This window comes from Yoonia sp. MH D7 (assembly GCF_054439475.1).
Genome location: NZ_JBTJCF010000001.1, coordinates 1,928,026 through 1,945,114, shown reverse-complemented (window position 1 = coordinate 1,945,114; position 17,089 = coordinate 1,928,026). Strand labels below are relative to the sequence as shown.

General features: G+C 54.7%; 13 protein-coding genes and 3 pseudogenes. 9 read left to right on the top strand and 7 right to left on the bottom strand.

All coding sequences use genetic code 11. From position 1 onward, the window contains the following. Positions 1 to 423: 423 nt before the first annotated feature. The gene (locus ACXLHR_RS09465; RefSeq protein WP_458791205.1) at positions 424 to 1,539 is read right to left on the bottom strand and encodes an AAA family ATPase; all 1,116 of its coding nucleotides are present in this window, start codon (positions 1,537 to 1,539) and stop codon (positions 424 to 426) included. Between the two features lie 281 nt (positions 1,540 to 1,820). Next, complete coding sequence (locus tag ACXLHR_RS09460) at positions 1,821 to 2,084, bottom strand: hypothetical protein (RefSeq protein ID WP_458791204.1); 264 nt, start codon at positions 2,082 to 2,084, stop codon at positions 1,821 to 1,823. A 460-nt stretch (positions 2,085 to 2,544) separates the two neighbouring features. Here ACXLHR_RS09460 and betI point away from each other — a divergent pair, with 460 nt between their 5' ends. Genes betI through betA form a run of 4 tightly spaced genes read left to right on the top strand, consistent with a single transcriptional unit; the run spans position 2,545 to position 7,788 of the window. Further along, on the top strand, positions 2,545 to 3,114 hold the full coding sequence (gene betI, locus ACXLHR_RS09455) for a choline-binding transcriptional repressor BetI (protein WP_458791203.1): 570 nt from the start codon (positions 2,545 to 2,547) through the stop codon (positions 3,112 to 3,114). Next, positions 3,111 to 4,619: a choline-sulfatase gene (gene betC, locus ACXLHR_RS09450; RefSeq protein WP_458791202.1), complete on the top strand. Its 1,509-nt coding sequence runs from the start codon at positions 3,111 to 3,113 to the stop codon at positions 4,617 to 4,619. Before betI ends, betC begins: the two co-directional genes overlap by 4 nt. A 56-nt stretch (positions 4,620 to 4,675) precedes the next feature. Then, a complete protein-coding gene (gene betB, locus ACXLHR_RS09445) occupies positions 4,676 to 6,133 on the top strand; it encodes a betaine-aldehyde dehydrogenase (RefSeq protein WP_458792518.1) in 1,458 nt (485 codons plus the stop codon). Next, positions 6,130 to 7,788, top strand: a complete 1,659-nt coding sequence (betA, locus tag ACXLHR_RS09440; protein ID WP_458791201.1) for a choline dehydrogenase — start codon at positions 6,130 to 6,132, stop codon at positions 7,786 to 7,788. The genes betB and betA overlap by 4 nt, the downstream gene beginning before the upstream one ends. Here the strand turns inward: betA and ACXLHR_RS09435 are convergent. Further along, positions 7,785 to 9,185, bottom strand: a complete 1,401-nt coding sequence (locus ACXLHR_RS09435) for a helix-turn-helix domain-containing protein (protein WP_458791200.1) — start codon at positions 9,183 to 9,185, stop codon at positions 7,785 to 7,787. The two genes, betA and ACXLHR_RS09435, sit on opposite strands and share 4 nt — an antisense overlap. A gap of 610 nt (positions 9,186 to 9,795) precedes the next feature. Between ACXLHR_RS09435 and ACXLHR_RS09430 the strand changes: the two genes are divergently transcribed. The 5 genes and pseudogenes from ACXLHR_RS09430 to ACXLHR_RS09410 form a co-directional block, all read left to right on the top strand. Continuing rightward, on the top strand, positions 9,796 to 10,308 hold the full coding sequence (locus tag ACXLHR_RS09430; RefSeq protein WP_458791199.1) for a hypothetical protein: 513 nt from the start codon (positions 9,796 to 9,798) through the stop codon (positions 10,306 to 10,308). Positions 10,309 to 10,695: 387 nt separating this feature from the next. After that, a complete protein-coding gene (locus ACXLHR_RS09425; RefSeq protein ID WP_458792517.1) occupies positions 10,696 to 11,475 on the top strand; it encodes an ion channel in 780 nt (259 codons plus the stop codon). A gap of 245 nt (positions 11,476 to 11,720) precedes the next feature. After that, positions 11,721 to 12,062: a hypothetical protein gene (locus ACXLHR_RS09420; RefSeq protein ID WP_458791198.1), complete on the top strand. Its 342-nt coding sequence runs from the start codon at positions 11,721 to 11,723 to the stop codon at positions 12,060 to 12,062. A 74-nt stretch (positions 12,063 to 12,136) separates the two neighbouring features. Next, a complete protein-coding gene (locus ACXLHR_RS09415; RefSeq protein ID WP_458791197.1) occupies positions 12,137 to 13,687 on the top strand; it encodes a multicopper oxidase family protein in 1,551 nt (516 codons plus the stop codon). A 206-nt stretch (positions 13,688 to 13,893) separates the two neighbouring features. Beyond that, a pseudogene (locus tag ACXLHR_RS09410) lies at positions 13,894 to 13,998 on the top strand (transposase); the annotation flags it as partial. Between the two features lie 179 nt (positions 13,999 to 14,177). Here the strand turns inward: ACXLHR_RS09410 and ACXLHR_RS09405 are convergent. The 4 genes and pseudogenes from ACXLHR_RS09405 to blaOXA form a co-directional block, all read right to left on the bottom strand. Continuing rightward, positions 14,178 to 14,582, bottom strand: a pseudogene (locus tag ACXLHR_RS09405) (IS3 family transposase); the annotation flags it as partial. Positions 14,583 to 14,658: 76 nt separating this feature from the next. After that, positions 14,659 to 15,668, bottom strand: a pseudogene (locus ACXLHR_RS09400) (IS3 family transposase); the annotation flags it as partial. Positions 15,669 to 15,733: 65 nt separating this feature from the next. Then, entirely contained in the window at positions 15,734 to 15,934 is a 201-nt protein-coding gene (locus tag ACXLHR_RS09395) for a transposase (protein ID WP_458791196.1), read from the bottom strand. 40 nt (positions 15,935 to 15,974) lie between these two features. Next, positions 15,975 to 16,802 carry a class D beta-lactamase gene (gene blaOXA, locus ACXLHR_RS09390; RefSeq protein WP_458791195.1) on the bottom strand — a complete coding sequence of 276 codons (828 nt, stop codon included), beginning with the start codon at positions 16,800 to 16,802 and terminating at the stop codon, positions 15,975 to 15,977. Positions 16,803 to 17,089: the final 287 nt, after the last annotated feature.

Genomic DNA, 17,089 nt, shown 5'->3' with positions numbered 1-17,089 from the left:
GGCGCAAACTGCAGCGAACGGCCGCTTTCCGCCCGTGTTGTGTTTTGCTGCAAGTGCAGCATAGAATAAGCGGCCATTGGTTCTAAGGACGTAAAGGTCGGCTCGGTCTGCAGTCTGTGAATTCGACCTTTGATCCCTGCTGCATCATGCGAGAAGGTCCGGTTTTCCTTTTAGGTCAGTTTACGACTTAAAGGTCGAAGTCATCTTACGTCCAACATAGTGGCGAAACAGACCATAGACGGCACACCACCCTCAACCTGTTTCAAACTGCCATGATATGTATGTCGTCAAACGTTCCATTCTTCATCGATTCTCAATTCAGATATCTTGCCGGGAAAATTCTACTTTTGCACACCACCGATTTTAGATGGATTAACACCCAATTATCAGAACTCGATAATAAGGTGAGACAACTTTCGCTCGCTATTGTAATCTCGGCCATCCTTCCAACATTTCTGCCCGCTCCAGCATCCGAACGACATCTCTCAAACTCAGGCAACGCCCAGTAACGATCGGCGCTTGATTGATCGCCATAACCACCGCCTCCAAAGAACTGTCGGACAAACCAATTTTCGGCCCCCTTCTTCGAGCAAACGAGTGTAATTTCTCTGCATTTAAATCTGTAGTTTCAATCACTTGGCAACGGTTTCGAACAGGATCAGGCACGTTTTTTATGTTATTTGAGGTCAACACCCATGAAATGTGGGACGTGTCGAAACTGATGCGGAAAAACGGGCACTCCCATTTTGAGGCCGTGGCAGGCTCAAGCAATGACAGAAGCGCGTCGGCAAATGCGTGTGAGGCGCCTTGCGTGGACGTCACAGTGAGCGCTTTGCATATCTCGTCCACGATGATTAAAGGGTTCGCAATCCGTTGCGACAGCAGAGGTTCAACAGGACGCCCTTGAAGTGCAGTTCCCCACCCCCGCTCGACGCCAACCAGAGCCATGCCAGCCCCGCCCTTACTTGCGTCAACGTCAACGTATGGTAGGGACAGTGCAGTGGCGAGAGACCGCGCCCAGACGCTCTTACCTATGTCAGGCGGTCCATTAAGGATCACTGGCCGCAATGTGACTGGGTCGTTTCGCTTTGCAGAGCGTCGTAGCGAATGCCAAACGTATTCAGTTGCCCGCCCCATCCATGGCATCTCATCATGAAGTTGCGCAACAACTTCATCTACCAAATCTTCCTTCTTCGACATTACAATATGCATGCCTCCTAAAGCAGGTTTCAATCTGTCGGCTTCTTCACGCTTTAAATGGGAAAGACCCGAAGCCGCCAATCGAGCTTTCGCAAGTTTGTTGGCGCGACCATTTATCCGACCTCTATCTTTATAGCTCAATTCAGTCTCTTCTTCGAGCTCGGCGTCTGAACCATTAAGATCAACTTTTGTAGTTTTACGTCTAAATTTTTGATTTTTGCCTAAACCAGCAACCTGCTTGTTCTTCCTAATGCTTATTAGGAAGGCGCGAAGCTGACCAGCAGTCTTGTCGGGCGAAGTTTCCAGAATAGACGCATCAATGATTTTGATCAGTGTCATAGTGAGTTCCCATATTCTTAAGTCAGATCAGGAACAGTCAATGCCCAGCAGATACTTGGGTCGATGAGCAATTTCCAAAGATGATACCAAAACACTGCCTCGCGCTTAAAAGTATTGCAACTCATTGTTTTACAAGCTTTTTGTGAAAAATAACCGACTTTCTTTTTCACAAATAAAACGACGTTTAGTTGCTCGTCTTTGGGGAAATATTCTTCTGCTGTGACGGCGCCAATTTGTATGCGATTCAATAGGTCAAGTGATGACCTAATATTGAACTGCGATTACAGCTTTGAAACTAAAAGTTTCGCTGCCCGATCCCTAATGCGGGAGTGATCACGCGACGTAAGTTCTACGCCAGCCGAAAGCTCGTCGGCAAATGCATCAAAGTCTTCGACGTCAAAATCTTTAGATCTCTCATCGTCACCAATGAGATCGTTTGCCAGTTTCTTCTTTCGGATGCTCTTCAACAATTCAATCAGGTGTTCAGTGATCTCGCGCAACTCATTTTGCATACGAGGAGCATCGTTGGTTCTAACTGGTTTCATGGACAGTTTCCAAATTCAAAAAAAGAGGGTGGAAAACAGCGACATGCGAAAAATGTGAAGGAAGTAGAAAAACGCGCATGCCTTTTGCCGTTCCTGCTGGAAAGGCAGATCATGTTTCTTGCATGAGACTAATAAAAAAATGCGTTGTCATACACAAGACAAACACTGTTTTTTGCAGTGCGGTCAAGGCCGGTTGCCCTATTTCGACGAGTTCCTTATCCCAAAAAGTAGCGCCGTCCCTATCGGAACGGCGCTTTATGAAACTCAATATTTTCAGATACTTAGGTGTTAGCGGAAGAAATAGAGCCAACAAGTGGCAAACAATTCGGTCAAAGTGGCCCTGAATTGCCCGTCGCTTCAAGATCACTCCTGCGGTGGCGCAAACCAAGTGAAAGTTTTTATTGATTGACCAGTCAATAAAGAAAAAGCTATCAAATCCCCGAACACCTTGGGGGTCAGTATGCCAAAAATCGGAATGGAACCTATTCGGCGCGCCGCCCTTGTGCGTGCTACAATCGCCGAAATCGGAGCCGCAGGATCGCTTGATGTGACGGTCAGCCGTATTGCAAAACGTGCGGGCATGTCCTCGGCACTCGCCCACCACTATTTCGGCGGCAAAGACCAGATATTCGAGGCGGCGATGCGCCAAATCCTGCGCGATTATAGCGGTGAAGTCCGCCTTGCGCTGGTAGGTGCCACAGACCCCGCAACCCGCGCCCGCGCGATCATTCACGCCAATTTTGCACAATCATTCTTTGATCCAGCCACCGTCTCTGCATGGATGACCTTCTATGTGCAGGCCCAAACCAACCCCGTCGCATTGCGCCTGTTGCACACCTACCAACGGCGCCTGCGGTCTAACCTCACCCACGCATTACGCCCGCTCTGCGATGATCCAATCGGCGTCGCTGATACCTTGGCCGCCCTGATTGACGGGCTTTATATCCGCGCCGCATTAACCGCCCCCGACGCCGACCTGCAAGGCACGGCACTGGCCGCGTTAACGATTCTGACCAAAGGTGCGGCATGACCAAACCGAACATCCTGATCATCATGGTCGACCAACTTAGCGGTACCTTCTTTCCCGACGGTCCTGCCGATTGGCTGCACGCGCCACATCTCAAAAAACTCGCGGCCCGCTCCACCCGCTTTGCAAACGCCTACACTGCCTCACCGCTCTGCGCCCCGGCACGCGCCTCTTTCATGACGGGCCAATTGCCTAGCCGCACCGGCGTCTACGACAACGCCGCCGAGTTCACATCCTCCATCCCGACCTACGCCCACCACCTGCGGCGCGCAGGCTACCAAACCACGCTTTCTGGCAAAATGCACTTTGTCGGCCCTGACCAGATGCATGGTTTTGAAGAACGCCTGACCACCGACATCTACCCCGCTGATTTCGGCTGGACCCCCGATTACCGCAAACCCGGCGAGCGCATCGCGTGGTGGTATCACAATATGGGGTCCGTCACGGGGGCAGGGGTGGCCGAAATCACCAACCAGATGGAATACGACGACGAAGTTGCGCACCACGCGAAAATGAAACTCTACGACCTGTCGCGCGGCGGCGATGCGCGGCCATGGTGCCTGACCGTCAGCTTTACTCACCCACACGACCCCTATGTCGCGCGCAAAAAACATTGGGACCTCTACAACGACTGCGACCATTTGATGCCCGAAATTGGCCCGATCCCTTACGCCGACCAAGACGCGCACTCTAAGCGCATCCTCGATGCCAACGACCGCGACAATTTCACCATCACAGACGACAATATCAAACGCTCCCGCCAAGCCTATTTCGCCAATATCTCCTACATCGACGACAAGGTCGGCGAAATTCTGCAAACCCTAGAAGACACCCGCCAAGACGCAACAATCATCTTTGTCTCCGACCACGGCGACATGCTAGGCGAGCGCGGCCTCTGGTTCAAAATGTCCTTCTACGAGGGCTCATCTCGCGTCCCTTTGATGATCTGCGCTCCGCAAATGGACGTAGGCCTCAACACGACCCCCGTCAGCAGCATCGACATCCTGCCAACCCTCTGCGACCTCGCAGGCGTCGATATGTCGGAAGTAGCACCTTGGACTGACGGCCAATCCATCGTGTCGTTAGGCCAAGGCGGCGTGCGCTCTGATCCTGTCGCGATGGAATACGCCGCCGAAGGCTCTTACGCGCCACTGGTCTCTCTGCGCTACGGCAAGTGGAAATTCAATCGCTGCACTCTCGACCCCGACCAGCTGTTCGACCTCGACGCGGATCCACACGAATTAACCAATCTGGCCGAAGCTCCCGCGCACCAAGGCACCCGTAGCCAACTTCGCGCCAAGTCCGAGGCGCGATGGAACCTCGACGATTACGCCGCCGCCGTGCGCCACTCGCAGGCAGGCCGCTGGGTCGTCTACGAAGCTCTGCGCAACGGCGCATACTACCCATGGGATTACGAACCTCTGCAAAAGGCGTCCGAGCGCTACATGCGCAACCACATGGACCTCAACGTCTTAGAGGAAAACAAACGCTTCCCCAGAAACGAATAACTTAGCGAATGAACCCATTTTCTATGTCCCCAATAACTCCCGCCGGAGGCTCCAACATGCCCTATAACACCCAACCCACCGCCAGCCACTTTATCAACGGCAAATACGTCGAAGACACCGCCGGAGACCCGATCCCCGTCATTTACCCCGCCACAGGCGAAACCATCGCGACCGTCTATTCCGCGACCCCCGCGATCATCGACATGGCCCTCGCGTCCGCCAAAACCGCAGGTGCCGCATGGGCCGCCATGACAGGCACACAGAGGGGCCGCATCCTGCGCCGCGCCGCCGACATCATGCGGGACCGCAACCACGACCTCTCGGTGCTCGAAACATTCGACACAGGTAAACCTTATCAGGAAACCTCCGTCGCTGACGCCACATCAGGGGCTGACGCACTTGAATATTTCGGTGGATTAGCCGCCACAATCACTGGCGAGCACATCCAGCTCGGCGCCGATTTCGTCTACACCCGCCGCGAACCCTTGGGCGTCTGTGTTGGCATTGGCGCGTGGAACTACCCGACCCAAATCGCCAGCTGGAAAGCCGCGCCAGCGCTGGCTTGCGGTAATACAATGATCTTTAAACCTTCCGAGACGACTCCGCTCTGCGCCCTCAAAGTCGCCGAAATCTTGCATGAAGCAGGCGCACCCGCAGGTGTCTACAACGTCATCCAAGGTTACGGCGCAGTCGGTGCTGCCCTGATTACAGACACCCGCACAGCAAAAGTATCCCTCACAGGATCCGTCGCCACAGGGCGGAAAGTCTACGCCGCTGCTGCCGAAGGGATCAGGTCTGTCACAATGGAACTTGGTGGCAAATCCCCGCTCGTCATTTTCGACGACGCCAACTTAGAGAACGCAGTCTCGGGCGCAATCCTAGGCAACTTTTACTCATCCGGCCAAGTCTGTTCCAACGGCACGCGGGTCTTTGTGCAAAAAGGCATCAAAGACGCCTTCCTCAGCCGCCTGTCTGAACGCCTACAAGGCGTCAAAATGGGTGATCCCCAAGACCCCGCCACAAACTTTGGCCCGATGGTCTCGGCCAACCAGCGCGACATTGTGGAAGGCTTTATCGCGAAAGGCATCGCAGAGGGCGCTCGCCTTGTCACGGGCGGCAAACGGGTAGACGGGCAGGGCTACTTCATTGAGCCGACCGTCTTTGCCGACGTCACCGACGACATGACCATCGCGCGTGAAGAAATATTCGGCCCTGTGCTTTCAGTGCTCGATTTCGACACCGAAGAAGAAGCCCTCGCGCGTGCCAACGACACCATCTACGGCCTCGCCGCTGGCGTCTTTACCGCCGATCTGACCCGCGCGCACCGCATGGCCGCAGGGTTTGAAGCGGGCACATGCTACATCAACACCTACAATCTAGCCCCCGTCGAGGCCCCCTTCGGCGGCTCGAAACTCTCTGGCGTAGGTCGGGAAAATTCCAAAGCCGCAATCGATCACTATTCTCAAATCAAAGGCGTCTATGTCGCCATGACCGACGTCGAGGCTCCATTTTGAACGCAGATTACATCATCATCGGCGCCGGCTCCGCAGGCTGCGCCATCGCTTACCGTCTGGCGGAAGCAGGCAAGCAAGTGCTGGTTATTGAACACGGCGGTTCCGACGCGGGGCCGTTCATCCAAATGCCTGCCGCACTGTCCTACCCGATGAACATGAAAATGTACGACTGGGGCCTGAAATCCGACCCCGAACCACACTTGGGCGGGCGTGAAATGGTCACGCCACGGGGTAAAGTCATCGGCGGATCATCGTCAATCAATGGCATGATCTACGTGCGCGGCCACGCGCAAGACTTCGATCATTGGGCCGAAACTGGCGCACAGGGCTGGGGGTATGCCGATGTGCTGCCTTACTTCAAACGTATGGAAAACTGGCATTCTAGCGGTCATGGCGGCGATAAAGCGTGGCGTGGCGATAATGGCCCGCTGCACATCACACGCGGCCCGCGCACAAACCCGCTCACGCAGGCGTTCGTGAAAGCAGGCGCGCAAGCAGGATACCCCGTCACCGACGACTATAACGGCGCGCAACAAGAAGGCTTCGGCCCATTTGATGCGACGATCTGGAAGGGACGCCGTTGGTCCGCCGCCAACGCCTACCTGCGCCCTGCATTAAAACGCGAGAACTGCACCATCACCCGCGCCTTAGCCCGTAAAATCATCATCGAAAATGGTCGCGCAACCGGCGTCGAAGTCACCCGCAACGGCAAAATCGAGGTGATCACTGCGAACGTCGAAGTCATCATCGCCGCTTCATCGCTCAACTCGCCAAAACTCCTGATGCTCTCGGGCATCGGTCCCGCTGCGCACCTGCGCGAACACGGCATCGACGTCATTGCCGACCGCGCAGGGGTGGGCCAAAACCTGCAAGACCACTTAGAACTCTATATCCAGCAAGCCGCCACAAAACCCGTGTCCCTGTTCAAGCACTGGAACCTCTGGGGCAAAGCTAAAATTGGCGCGCAATGGCTGTTCACCAAAACCGGCCTTGGCGCATCAAACCAGTTCGAAAGCGCAGGCTTCATCCGTTCAAAAGCGGGCGTGAAATACCCCGACATTCAATACCATTTCCTGCCCATAGCGGTGCGCTACGACGGTCAAGTCGCCGCCGAGGGCCACGGCTATCAAGCCCACGTCGGCCCGATGCGGTCTGTCTCGCGCGGTCAAGTCACCCTGAAATCGAGCGACCCCGCCGACAACCCGCGCATCCAATTCAACTATATGTCAGACCCTTCCGACTGGGCCGACTTCCGGCAATGTATCCGCCTGACGCGCGAAATATTCGGGCAGGACGCGTTTGCAGATTACCGCGGCCTCGAGATCCAACCGGGCGCCGATGTGCAGTCGGACGCGGCGCTCGACGCCTTCATTCGCGACCATGTGGAAAGTGCTTACCACCCCTGTGGTACCTGCAAAATGGGCGCAACTGATGACCCCATGGCAGTGGTGGATCCCGAATGTCGCGTTATCGGTGTGTCAAACCTGCGCGTTGCCGACAGTTCGATTTTCCCAAGAATAACAAACGGTAACCTCAACGGCCCTTCCATCATGGTCGGTGAAAAAGCTGCCGATCACATCCTTGGCAAACACCCGCTTGCCCCGCAAAACGACGAGCCATGGATCAACCCGAACTGGCAAACATCCCAGCGCTAATCCACCTGATACGGCAACACACCGCGCAAATCGGGATCGACCCGCAAGCGGCGCTCAATGGGGGGCACCGACCGCTGGTGGCAATTCTTGCGCTCGCAAATGCGGCACGAAATCCCGATCGGCGCATAGGCGCTGGTCGCCGCTTTATCCATGTGATCGGCGTAAACCAATGCGTCCGCGTGGCGCACTTCGCAGCCCAAGCCGATCGCATAACGGCGCATCGGCGCATGATACGACCCGCCAGACCGCGACACGTCTCGCGCCAGACAAAAATACCGCGCACCGTCTGGTGTCTCGGCCAATTGGCGCAAAAACTGCCCCGGCGTTTCAAATGCCGCATGCACATTCCACAACGGACAGGCGCCGCCATAACGGGCAAATTGCAAGGTCGTCGCAGAGTGCCGCTTGGTAATTGTCCCCGCCTGATCCACGCGCACAAAAAAGAACGGAATCCCTTTTTCAGCTGGGCGCTGTAACGTCGACAACCGATGCGCCACCTGCTCTAGCGACGCACCAAACTGCGTGCACAAGACTTCCAAATCATGCCGCGTTTCCTGCGCAGCCTTCAAAAACGCAATGTAAGGCATCAACGCAGCCCCGGCAAAATAATTGGCCAACCCGACTTTCGCGATGCTGCGCGCCTCTTTCGAGCCAAACCGCGCAAGGTCCAACGTGGCTTCTAACAGCAGTTCCTGCGTCACAAGCGCGAGTTGTAACAGCACTTGAAATGTCTGCGTCGACTTTTGCGCGCGGGTAGAAATCGTCAAGGATTTGCTTGCGGGATCAAAGTGGCGCAATGGCTCGGTCGCAGCGAATATCGTGCGAATACCATGCGTCGCCAACACCCGTATGGCCGCATCCATGATGGTTTCACCCGCACCACACCCTGCCGCAAACCGCTCGGCCGCGCGATCCACCGCATCAATGTAATTGTCGCAATAGTGAAAGAAGTCACGCACCTCTTCCCACGGACTTGGCGCAAGGCGGGCATCCTCGCGACCCAAGGCTTCGTCCAAGCTGGCAAGGCGTTCGTGGGTCTGGCGGTACGCCGCATGCAGGTCCAGAAACGCCCGAGCAAGGGTAGGGGCATTTGCCGCCGCAAGTCGCAAATCTGCAAGTGCAGGACTATCCCCCGTAAACACCGGATCGGCCAATGCCTCGCGCATATCACCAACCAATCGCGCCTCGTCGCCCGATTGCAACTCGGTCACATCAAACCCGAATTCATGCGCCAAACCCAACACTACCGCTGTGCTGACAGGCCGGTTATTATTTTCCATTTGGTTCAGATAAGGCAGCGACACACCAAGTTTCTGCGCAAATGATTTTTGCGTTAGCGAGAGACGCCCGCGCAATTCGCGCAGCTTTGCGCCTGCGTAGATTTTCTGCATTGCCATGACATGCCTTTGCAAAGTTTGCCTGTTAGCATGTGTAGCGGTTGCAAAGGTTGCAAAGCAAGCGCTAGCTGAGACGTCCCTTCCACAGGCGAAGAATATATCCATTGTATGGGTTTTGTCCGCTTTACCATGATGTAATTTTCCAATGCGCTTTGCCTCTGAATTCTCAATGCGAATGCAATGTAATACGCAAACTTGCCCTGCCGCACGGCCGCAAAATTTGTTGCCAGACGACTGCACGTTACATGACCATGAAGGTCATTATGACGGTGTGCCCTGCCTGAAGCATACCTTTCCTGTCGCTGTCTGGCACGGTGACGGCGCAGCTCGACCCGTCGAAAAATCGGGGCCGCGCGACTGACCTGTCTGCCGCGCAAGAGCTTGAAAAACTCAGCTTCTGAAGCGGCATATCACGAAGGCGTTTGCGCAAAGCGCATTTCAATTTCTGCCTTGGCAGTGTCCGCAATGCTGTAAACCGCCTGCGGCGACCGATGAGGCGGCTACGGCCCAACGCGGTTTGTCGGGAGAGTGGGGCGAACCTCTTGGGGATTCGCCGCTCGCCTATGCTGGACTAGGTCCAGAGTTTCAGCTGACCGACCTTGCGGTTGAAATGGCTAACGATTTCACTGACGAAGACAATCCGCGGTTCAAGTGCCAAGCCACCAACATCATTCTGGATTATCGTTTTGGCAAAATGGTAAACAAGATTGAAGAAACCGCTGACACGGTAACCATCACCTACGGGTTTATGGACGTCGTGCGCACGATCCATATCGATGGCTCATTCCCTGATACCATCGAGCCGAGCCTCGAGGGTTATTCGGTTGGTGTTTGGAATGGCGACCGCCTAGAGGTGACGACCAGAGGTTTCGCAGCTGGATTTCTGAATGTGACTGGCGGGCGTTCGACCACATCGCTGCCGCATAGCGAAGAGATGGAAATCGTGGAAGTCTTCTACGTTGATGACGCAGGTGAACTAGTCCGTGAATACACAATCACAGATCCGGTCTATCTGGCCCAGCCGTATTCTTACCTTGATCGGTCGGTACGAATGGATGGCAGTTATTTGCCGTTTGCCTGTGATGATTTGACTGAGGAAGCGGAATATCAGTCTGGTAACTGATCTTTTAATTAGCCTAATCGCTAAGTGACGTTCACCGACCCAAAGAGAGTGAAATTGCTTTGGGCCGGTGTGTGCATCATTGAACTGCTCGGCTACGACATTTACGTTCAACATTCAGAACATTCGCCCCGCCCGTGGCAATCGATCAGGCACAGGCACCTCACGCTATCCTTCTGCCGCCTTAGGGTTCCGCACACTGTCGGGCGTAACCTTCACGAACCGCCCCAGATTGCCCGTCTCGCGCCGCGTTCAACGATGGCTTCCTCGGCCTGCATCAACCGGTATTCACGCATTCTGGGGGATGTCGTAGCATTCTTTCGTTTTAGGCGTAATACAGATTTGAAAGTGACAGTGGTTCAAGACGAAAACCTGTGCAATGTTGCGCAGATGGAAGAACTGCATCGAACAATCAGGTTACTCTACACTGGTCAAAGCCAGCGCGCCCGACGGTTTCGCTATGGGCTGATTGTTTTCGATGCGTTGACCATCGTCTATTTCATTGCGACCGCGGCGCTCTCCGCGACGCCGGTTTTGACCGCGCTGAACACGGGTCTTGGCCTGCTTATCGTTGTGGATCTCGCGGCCCGATTCTGGATTTCAGACAACCGGCGCAAGGAACTGACGCGCATCTATACCATTGCGGATCTGATTGTCGTGGCGTCCCTGTTATTGGCACCGCTTATCATCGAAAACTTCGCATTCCTTCGCGTCTTGCGGGGGCTACGATTGATTCACGCCTTCCATCTGCTGCGTGACCTGCGGCGCGAGAGCATGTTTTTTCGCCGCCACGAAGACGCGATCCTCGCCGCGGTCAACCTGTTGGTCTTCATCTTTGTGACCACGTCGTTCGTCTTCGTGCTGGCTTTTGATGAAGAGACTGGCATCGTCGGCTATGTTGACGCGCTATATTTTACGGTGGCGACGCTGACGACGACCGGCTTTGGCGACATCACCATGACGACACCCGGCGGCAAGTTATTGTCGGTTTTCATCATGGTTGTGGGCGTTGCGCTTTTTGTGCAATTGGCGCGCGCCATTTTCCAGCCTTCCAAGATCAAACATAAATGCCCTGAATGTGGCCTGAACCGGCACGAACCTGATGCCATTCACTGCAAGCATTGTGGCGAGCCATTGAAGATCGAGACGGAGGGCGACACAGGGGCATGAACGGGGCAATCGTCGTGATTGATAGCGAGCGATCGAAGTCAAGGGAAGGTCCCCGAGGGTGCAGCCATTGCGCGTTTCTGGACGATCTCTCGGCAGTCTGAGCCATATGCTGATGGCATCAGACCTTTCTATGAAACAACTCGAAATCTGACGGTAACTTCAGATAAACTTAGCAAACGGCATCGTGTATTGTGGAGCAGCATGATAAATTATAGATATTTGCTATACTTCTGCGAATGGACTCTATGACACGTTACTTGTTCTCTCTTTTGTTGCTGATTGCTGTCGCATTGTCCGGCACCATGCCGCATGCGGCAATGGCTGGGCAAACGCAAACAATGTCGATGCCATGTCACACCGAACAAACCGTCATGAGCGGGCACTCTGAAAAAATGCATTGCGGCGCTTCGGATCATGCGATGACCGACGGCTGTGCAAGTGCCTGTATCGGATCAATGGCGGCTGTGTTTCCCTCTTCGGACGTGGCCCCAATGGCATTTCGCCCCCTTCCGCGCCAAATAACTATTTCCTTGGTGCTCCCCGGACGTCTGATCGAAACCGCAGATCGCCCGCCCAAATCCATCTAAAGCGTTGATAGGCGGAACCCGTAGGGGGTTCCAAACCGATGCACTCCCATTCGGGGGTATAATGGATTTTTAAAATGAAATATGAAATGACACGTCGCGGCTTTGTAGCCGCATCCGCAGCTATGGCTGCAACCACCGCCTTACCGCGCCTCGCCTTTGCGCAAGATAATCCGCTTTCTTTGACCGCTGCGACGCGGGTGATCGAGGTTGATGGTCGCGCCGCCACCGTCATGGGATTGGTCAATGGATCAGGCAAGCAGGGGCTGGTCCTTGATCCCGATCAACGGTTCCGCGTGGACCTGACCAATGCGCTGGATGAGCAAACCATCATTCACTGGCATGGGCAGATCCCACCCAATGTGCAGGACGGCGTGCCGAACTTGCCAATGCCGCTTTTGCAGCCAGGCGAGACGCGCAGCTATGATTATGCGGCGATGCCGGGCACATTCTGGATGCACAGCCATGTGCCGGTGCAAGAGATGAACCTGCTTGCCGCGCCGCTGATTGTGCGGCGGCCCGAGGATATGACTGCCGACCGTCAAGAGGTCGTGATGTTCTTGCATGATTTCTCCTTTCGGCCAGCGGCCGAGGTGCTCGCCGAGATATCGGAAGGGGGCGCGCATCACGACATGAACGCCATGAATACGCCCGCGCAAAAACCGGGTGCAATGTCAGGCATGGATCATTCAGGGATGGCGATGGGCGGCATGATGTCGGGCGAAACCGGCCAGATGAATATGGATGGCATGAATATGGGCGGCATGACCATGGGCGGGATGGGCGCCGGTGGGATGGAAATGGACCTGAACGACTTTGACTTCGACGCATATCTTGCCAACGATCGCACGCTTGCCGATCCGGAGGTGATCACGGTTGAACGGCGGGGCCGCGTTTTACTGCGGGTGATCAACGCTGCGGCGGCGACAACGTTCTGGATCGATACCGGCGGGATACCGGCACGTCTGGTCGCCGTGGACGGGCATGCGGTTGAACCGATGGCAGGCACACGCTTTGGTCTTGCTATGGCGCAACGCCTTGATCTGGAAATCGATCTACCGGAAACGGGTGCCTTTCCGATCCTCGCGCTGCGCGAAGGCGCACGAGAGCGCACGGGTCTCATCCTCGCCACCACAGGTGCACAGATACGCCGGATCGATGATCTGGGCGAAACTGAAAGCAGCCCGTTTGACATCGATATGGCCCAAGAGGCATCGCTGCGGGCCGCAAGGCCGCAAGGCGTGCCCGCTCTTGCGCCGCGCCCGGTGGACCGGTCGCACCAAATCATGTTGGGTGGCGCAATGCAGCCTTACCTTTGGACGATTAATGGCGAAACATGGGGCAACCACACACCGATTACCGCCAAAAGCGGGGAACGTGTGCATCTGACATTCCACAATATGTCGATGATGGGACACCCGATGCACCTGCACGGCCATGTGTTCCAAGTGATAAAGATCAACGGACGCGCAGTCGACGGTGCGATCCGCGATACGGTCTATGTGCCGCCAATGACGATGGTGACGATTGCGCTGGATGCAGGTGAGGCCGCACGCTGGATGCTGCATTGCCATCACATGCCGCACCTGTCCTCAGGCATGATGACCGAGTTCGCCGTCACCGCCTGATACCCTGCCACCGGAGAGGAACGTCCTCATCGGTGGCAGATCACATGCAAAGGGGGCTATTAGCTAGAGCACCACGCCAAAGCCGCAGAGTAGGAAAAGACACATTTGAGATTTCATCATGAACAAAGGACTTACAGGCATTCTGGTCTTAACACGGTTTGATACCGCTCCTTTGAGAGCATTTACTGCAACAAATGGGATGAAGTATGGGATTGAAACGAACAGATGAATTTAGGCAGGAGGCGGTGCGTGTCGCACTGACCAGCGGACTTACACGCAAGCAAGTGGCGGATGATCTTGGCCTCGCCCTGTTGATTTTCACCGAGAGCTGATCCGTTATTTTCATCAAGATATGACCCGCCCTTGTTTATGTCTGAGCGTCTATTTTTGGTTAATGCGGTCGTCTCCTTTCGTGTTTTCATCGCGACCTCGGAGCTGGCTTTGAAGCGGTAGCTGAGTGACTTGCTTCGTGTGAGGTGCCCCTAACTTCCTAGACGCCTGCCTCGTTCATTTTCTGCTGTTTCATTTCATAGTCAACCGGTGACAGCATGCCGTTGTTCGTGTGCTTGCGTGTAGGGTTGTAGAACATCTCGATGTAATCGAACACATCCTGCCTTGCGGCGTCGCGTGTGAGGTATGTTCGCCGCCTAATGCGCTCCCGCTTCAAAAGCTGGAAGAAGCTTTCTGCGACCGCGTTGTCATGACAATTCCCACGTCTGCTCATGCTGGCAACCAGATTGTGTTTGCTAAGGAACGACTGCCACTCTTTGCCAGTGAACTGTGAACCTTGGTCTGAATGGATCATGACTTTTTGCTTTGGTTTGCGCCGCCAAACAGCAGCCAACAAGGCTTGCAAGGCCAGGTCAGTTGTCATGCGAGATTGCATCGACCAACCGCCGCCACTGCCTGTCACAAATGACGTGGCGGGCAGTGGCCCCATTATAAAGCAGGAGCCAAGTTCATTATAAGACAAGCCATTGTGTGGCGAAGTCTTGCGCCTCCTCGATGTTTTCAATGATGTGTTGGTCCAACCATTCATGCCTGACCGTGCGATTGTAGCGCTCGATGTAAGCGTTCTGCTGCGGCTTTCCGGGTTGGATATGCTGGATGCTAATACCTTGTTTTTCAGCCCATTCTAACAGCTTGCCACTGATATATTCTGGGCCATTATCAACCCGAATAGTTTCTGGTTTGCCGCGCCATTCGATGATCCGGTTGAGGCTGCGAATAACCCGTTCGGCTGGCAAAGAAAAATCAACCTCGATGCCCAAACCCTCGCGGTTAAAATCATCCAGCACGTTCAAAAGCCGAAACGCCCGGCCATCCCCGAGGCGATCCGCCATGAAGTCCATCGACCAGGTCACGTTTGGTGCGTCCGGCACTGCCAGCGCATCGGGTTTGTCCCGCTTTAACCGTTTCCGAGGTTTGATCCGCAAGTTCAGTTCCAGTTCGCAGTAGATGCGGTAAACGCGTTTGTGGTTCCACGGATGGCCCTGCACATTGCGTAGATTCAGGAAACATAGCCCAAACCCCCACGTCTTCCGGGCGGTCGTTAGCCCAACCAGCAGATCGGCGACCTCTTCGTTCTCGTCGCTCAAGAGCGGGCTGTAACGATAGCAGGTCTCACTCACGCCAAAGGTGCGGCAGGCCAGCGCAATGCTGACACCGTGTCGCGCCACAGCTTTCTCGGCCAGACCCCGACGCAGGGCTGGCCGGATCACTTTTTTCCAAGGGCTTCCTTCAGTAACTCAGCTTGCATGCTCATCTCGGCATACATCTTCTTGAGACGCCGGTTCTCGTCTTCAAGGGCCTTCATCTGGCTAATCATCGATGCGTCCATCCCGCCATACTTCGACCTCCATTTGTAGAATGACGCGTTGCTCATGCCGTGCTCGCGGCACAGCTCAGAGACAGGCACACCGCCTTCGGCTTGGCGCAGGATCGCAAGGATTTGGGGTTCGCTATATCTCGTCATCTTCATCAAAATCTCCTCAGATATCTTGCCGAGAAAATTCTACTTCCGCATCCCCTTAGTTTTGGGGAGGATTACCGTCTGATCTCAGCAGCCTGCTCCGCAACCTCCGATCTGACACGTGGCGACTTCGCAAATTGCGCCTTCCAAGTGTACAGCGACTTGGTGCTTATCCCTAGCCGCTCGGCGACTTCGCTGACCGCATATCCACGCTCAACAACCTGCGCCACAGCGTCCTGTTTGAACTCGTCTGTAAACCGTATTCCTTTGGTCATATCCGTCTCTCCTTGGTTCCAAAATTACCAAGCAAAGCGTCTACAAATCTAGGGGCACCTCAATTGCCACTGATAAGAGATTGTCGATCCCAGAAAGCATTGCTGCGCGGGCACGAAGTCCGGGTGATTGCTCGTGGCGCTGTTCGTCTTGCAGCAGGTATGCAAAAACGATTGTCGTTTCGCCGTGTTTCGCCCAGCCGACAAACCAGCCCCAGCCCTTCGCATAATCAAAACTACCGCTTTCCATACGGGGATAGGCCGCGCCTGTTTTCCCCCATATTCGCCATCCGTTAGCGGTGTCAGTGAATTCAATAATCTCGATTGTCCGGTCAACTGCGACTTCCGAGATCGGTAAACCATGCCTTATCATCCGTGACAGAAAATTGACCTGCTCACGCGGAGAGATTTGGAGCGATGAGGTCATCCAAGCGCGTTCAAGGCCATTGGCTTGTCCAAAATCGCCACTAAAATCGGCGTTTCCATAGTCAAACGACGATGCGTATTGCGTCAGGCGCGGTATGCCCAACATCGGAGTAATCTGCCGAGAGAACCAGACCACGGAATACTTCATCCACTTCTGTGGATCAGTTGTTTGACGCCAGTTGTCGCCACCCCAGTCTGCATAGCCTTCATGGAAGGGTAGAGCGGGCGTATGTGCGTCCTGCAAAACCCCCGCATCAAATCCCATGAGGGCGAGGGCAATTTTGAAGGTAGACGCTGGGGTAACACGACTGTTGCAATCGCCAACTTGGTGCAACACTTCAACAGCCGCTTCGTCTACTACAATGGTGCAAACTGTTTTGGCCTCGACTTGGGTCGTGACGACCAAATTGGCTAAAAGGGCCAATAAGATAGTGAAATTTCTCATGATTACGACTCTCAAATCAACACTTGTAGTGCCTTTTACTTCGTGTTTATTCTGATTTTCAAGAACAACAAAGGTCAGCATCATCTACGCATCGGCCAACCCTGATCGTCCCCAAAACCCTCCTCTTTGGCACATGCCCAAATCACCTTGATTGACGCTACCAAAAGCCCAGTTCAGTGCCTAAGTAGTTATTGAAGATTTTTTGCTTTCTCGTGATAGCAGAAGTTCGCTGCGGCACAGCAATTCGGTAATTAAGGCTCTCAACCGCCGTTAGATCGATCGCAGCA

Bases quoted from the DNA above. Each gene is read 5' to 3' on its own strand.
- ACXLHR_RS09425 (WP_458792517.1), top strand. From the start codon at position 10,696: ATGGAAGAACTGCATCGAACAATCAGGTTACTCTACACTGGTCAAAGC.
- ACXLHR_RS09395 (WP_458791196.1), bottom strand. From the start codon at position 15,934: ATGACCAAAGGAATACGGTTTACAGACGAGTTCAAACAGGACGCTGTG.
- betB (WP_458792518.1), top strand. From the start codon at position 4,676: ATGCCCTATAACACCCAACCCACCGCCAGCCACTTTATCAACGGCAAA.
- ACXLHR_RS09420 (WP_458791198.1), top strand. From the start codon at position 11,721: ATGACACGTTACTTGTTCTCTCTTTTGTTGCTGATTGCTGTCGCATTG.
- betC (WP_458791202.1), top strand. From the start codon at position 3,111: ATGACCAAACCGAACATCCTGATCATCATGGTCGACCAACTTAGCGGT.
- betI (WP_458791203.1), top strand. From the start codon at position 2,545: ATGCCAAAAATCGGAATGGAACCTATTCGGCGCGCCGCCCTTGTGCGT.
- ACXLHR_RS09460 (WP_458791204.1), bottom strand. From the start codon at position 2,084: ATGAAACCAGTTAGAACCAACGATGCTCCTCGTATGCAAAATGAGTTG.
- ACXLHR_RS09415 (WP_458791197.1), top strand. From the start codon at position 12,137: ATGAAATATGAAATGACACGTCGCGGCTTTGTAGCCGCATCCGCAGCT.
- blaOXA (WP_458791195.1), bottom strand. From the start codon at position 16,802: ATGAGAAATTTCACTATCTTATTGGCCCTTTTAGCCAATTTGGTCGTC.
- ACXLHR_RS09430 (WP_458791199.1), top strand. From the start codon at position 9,796: ATGGCTAACGATTTCACTGACGAAGACAATCCGCGGTTCAAGTGCCAA.
- ACXLHR_RS09465 (WP_458791205.1), bottom strand. From the start codon at position 1,539: ATGACACTGATCAAAATCATTGATGCGTCTATTCTGGAAACTTCGCCC.
- ACXLHR_RS09435 (WP_458791200.1), bottom strand. From the start codon at position 9,185: ATGGCAATGCAGAAAATCTACGCAGGCGCAAAGCTGCGCGAATTGCGC.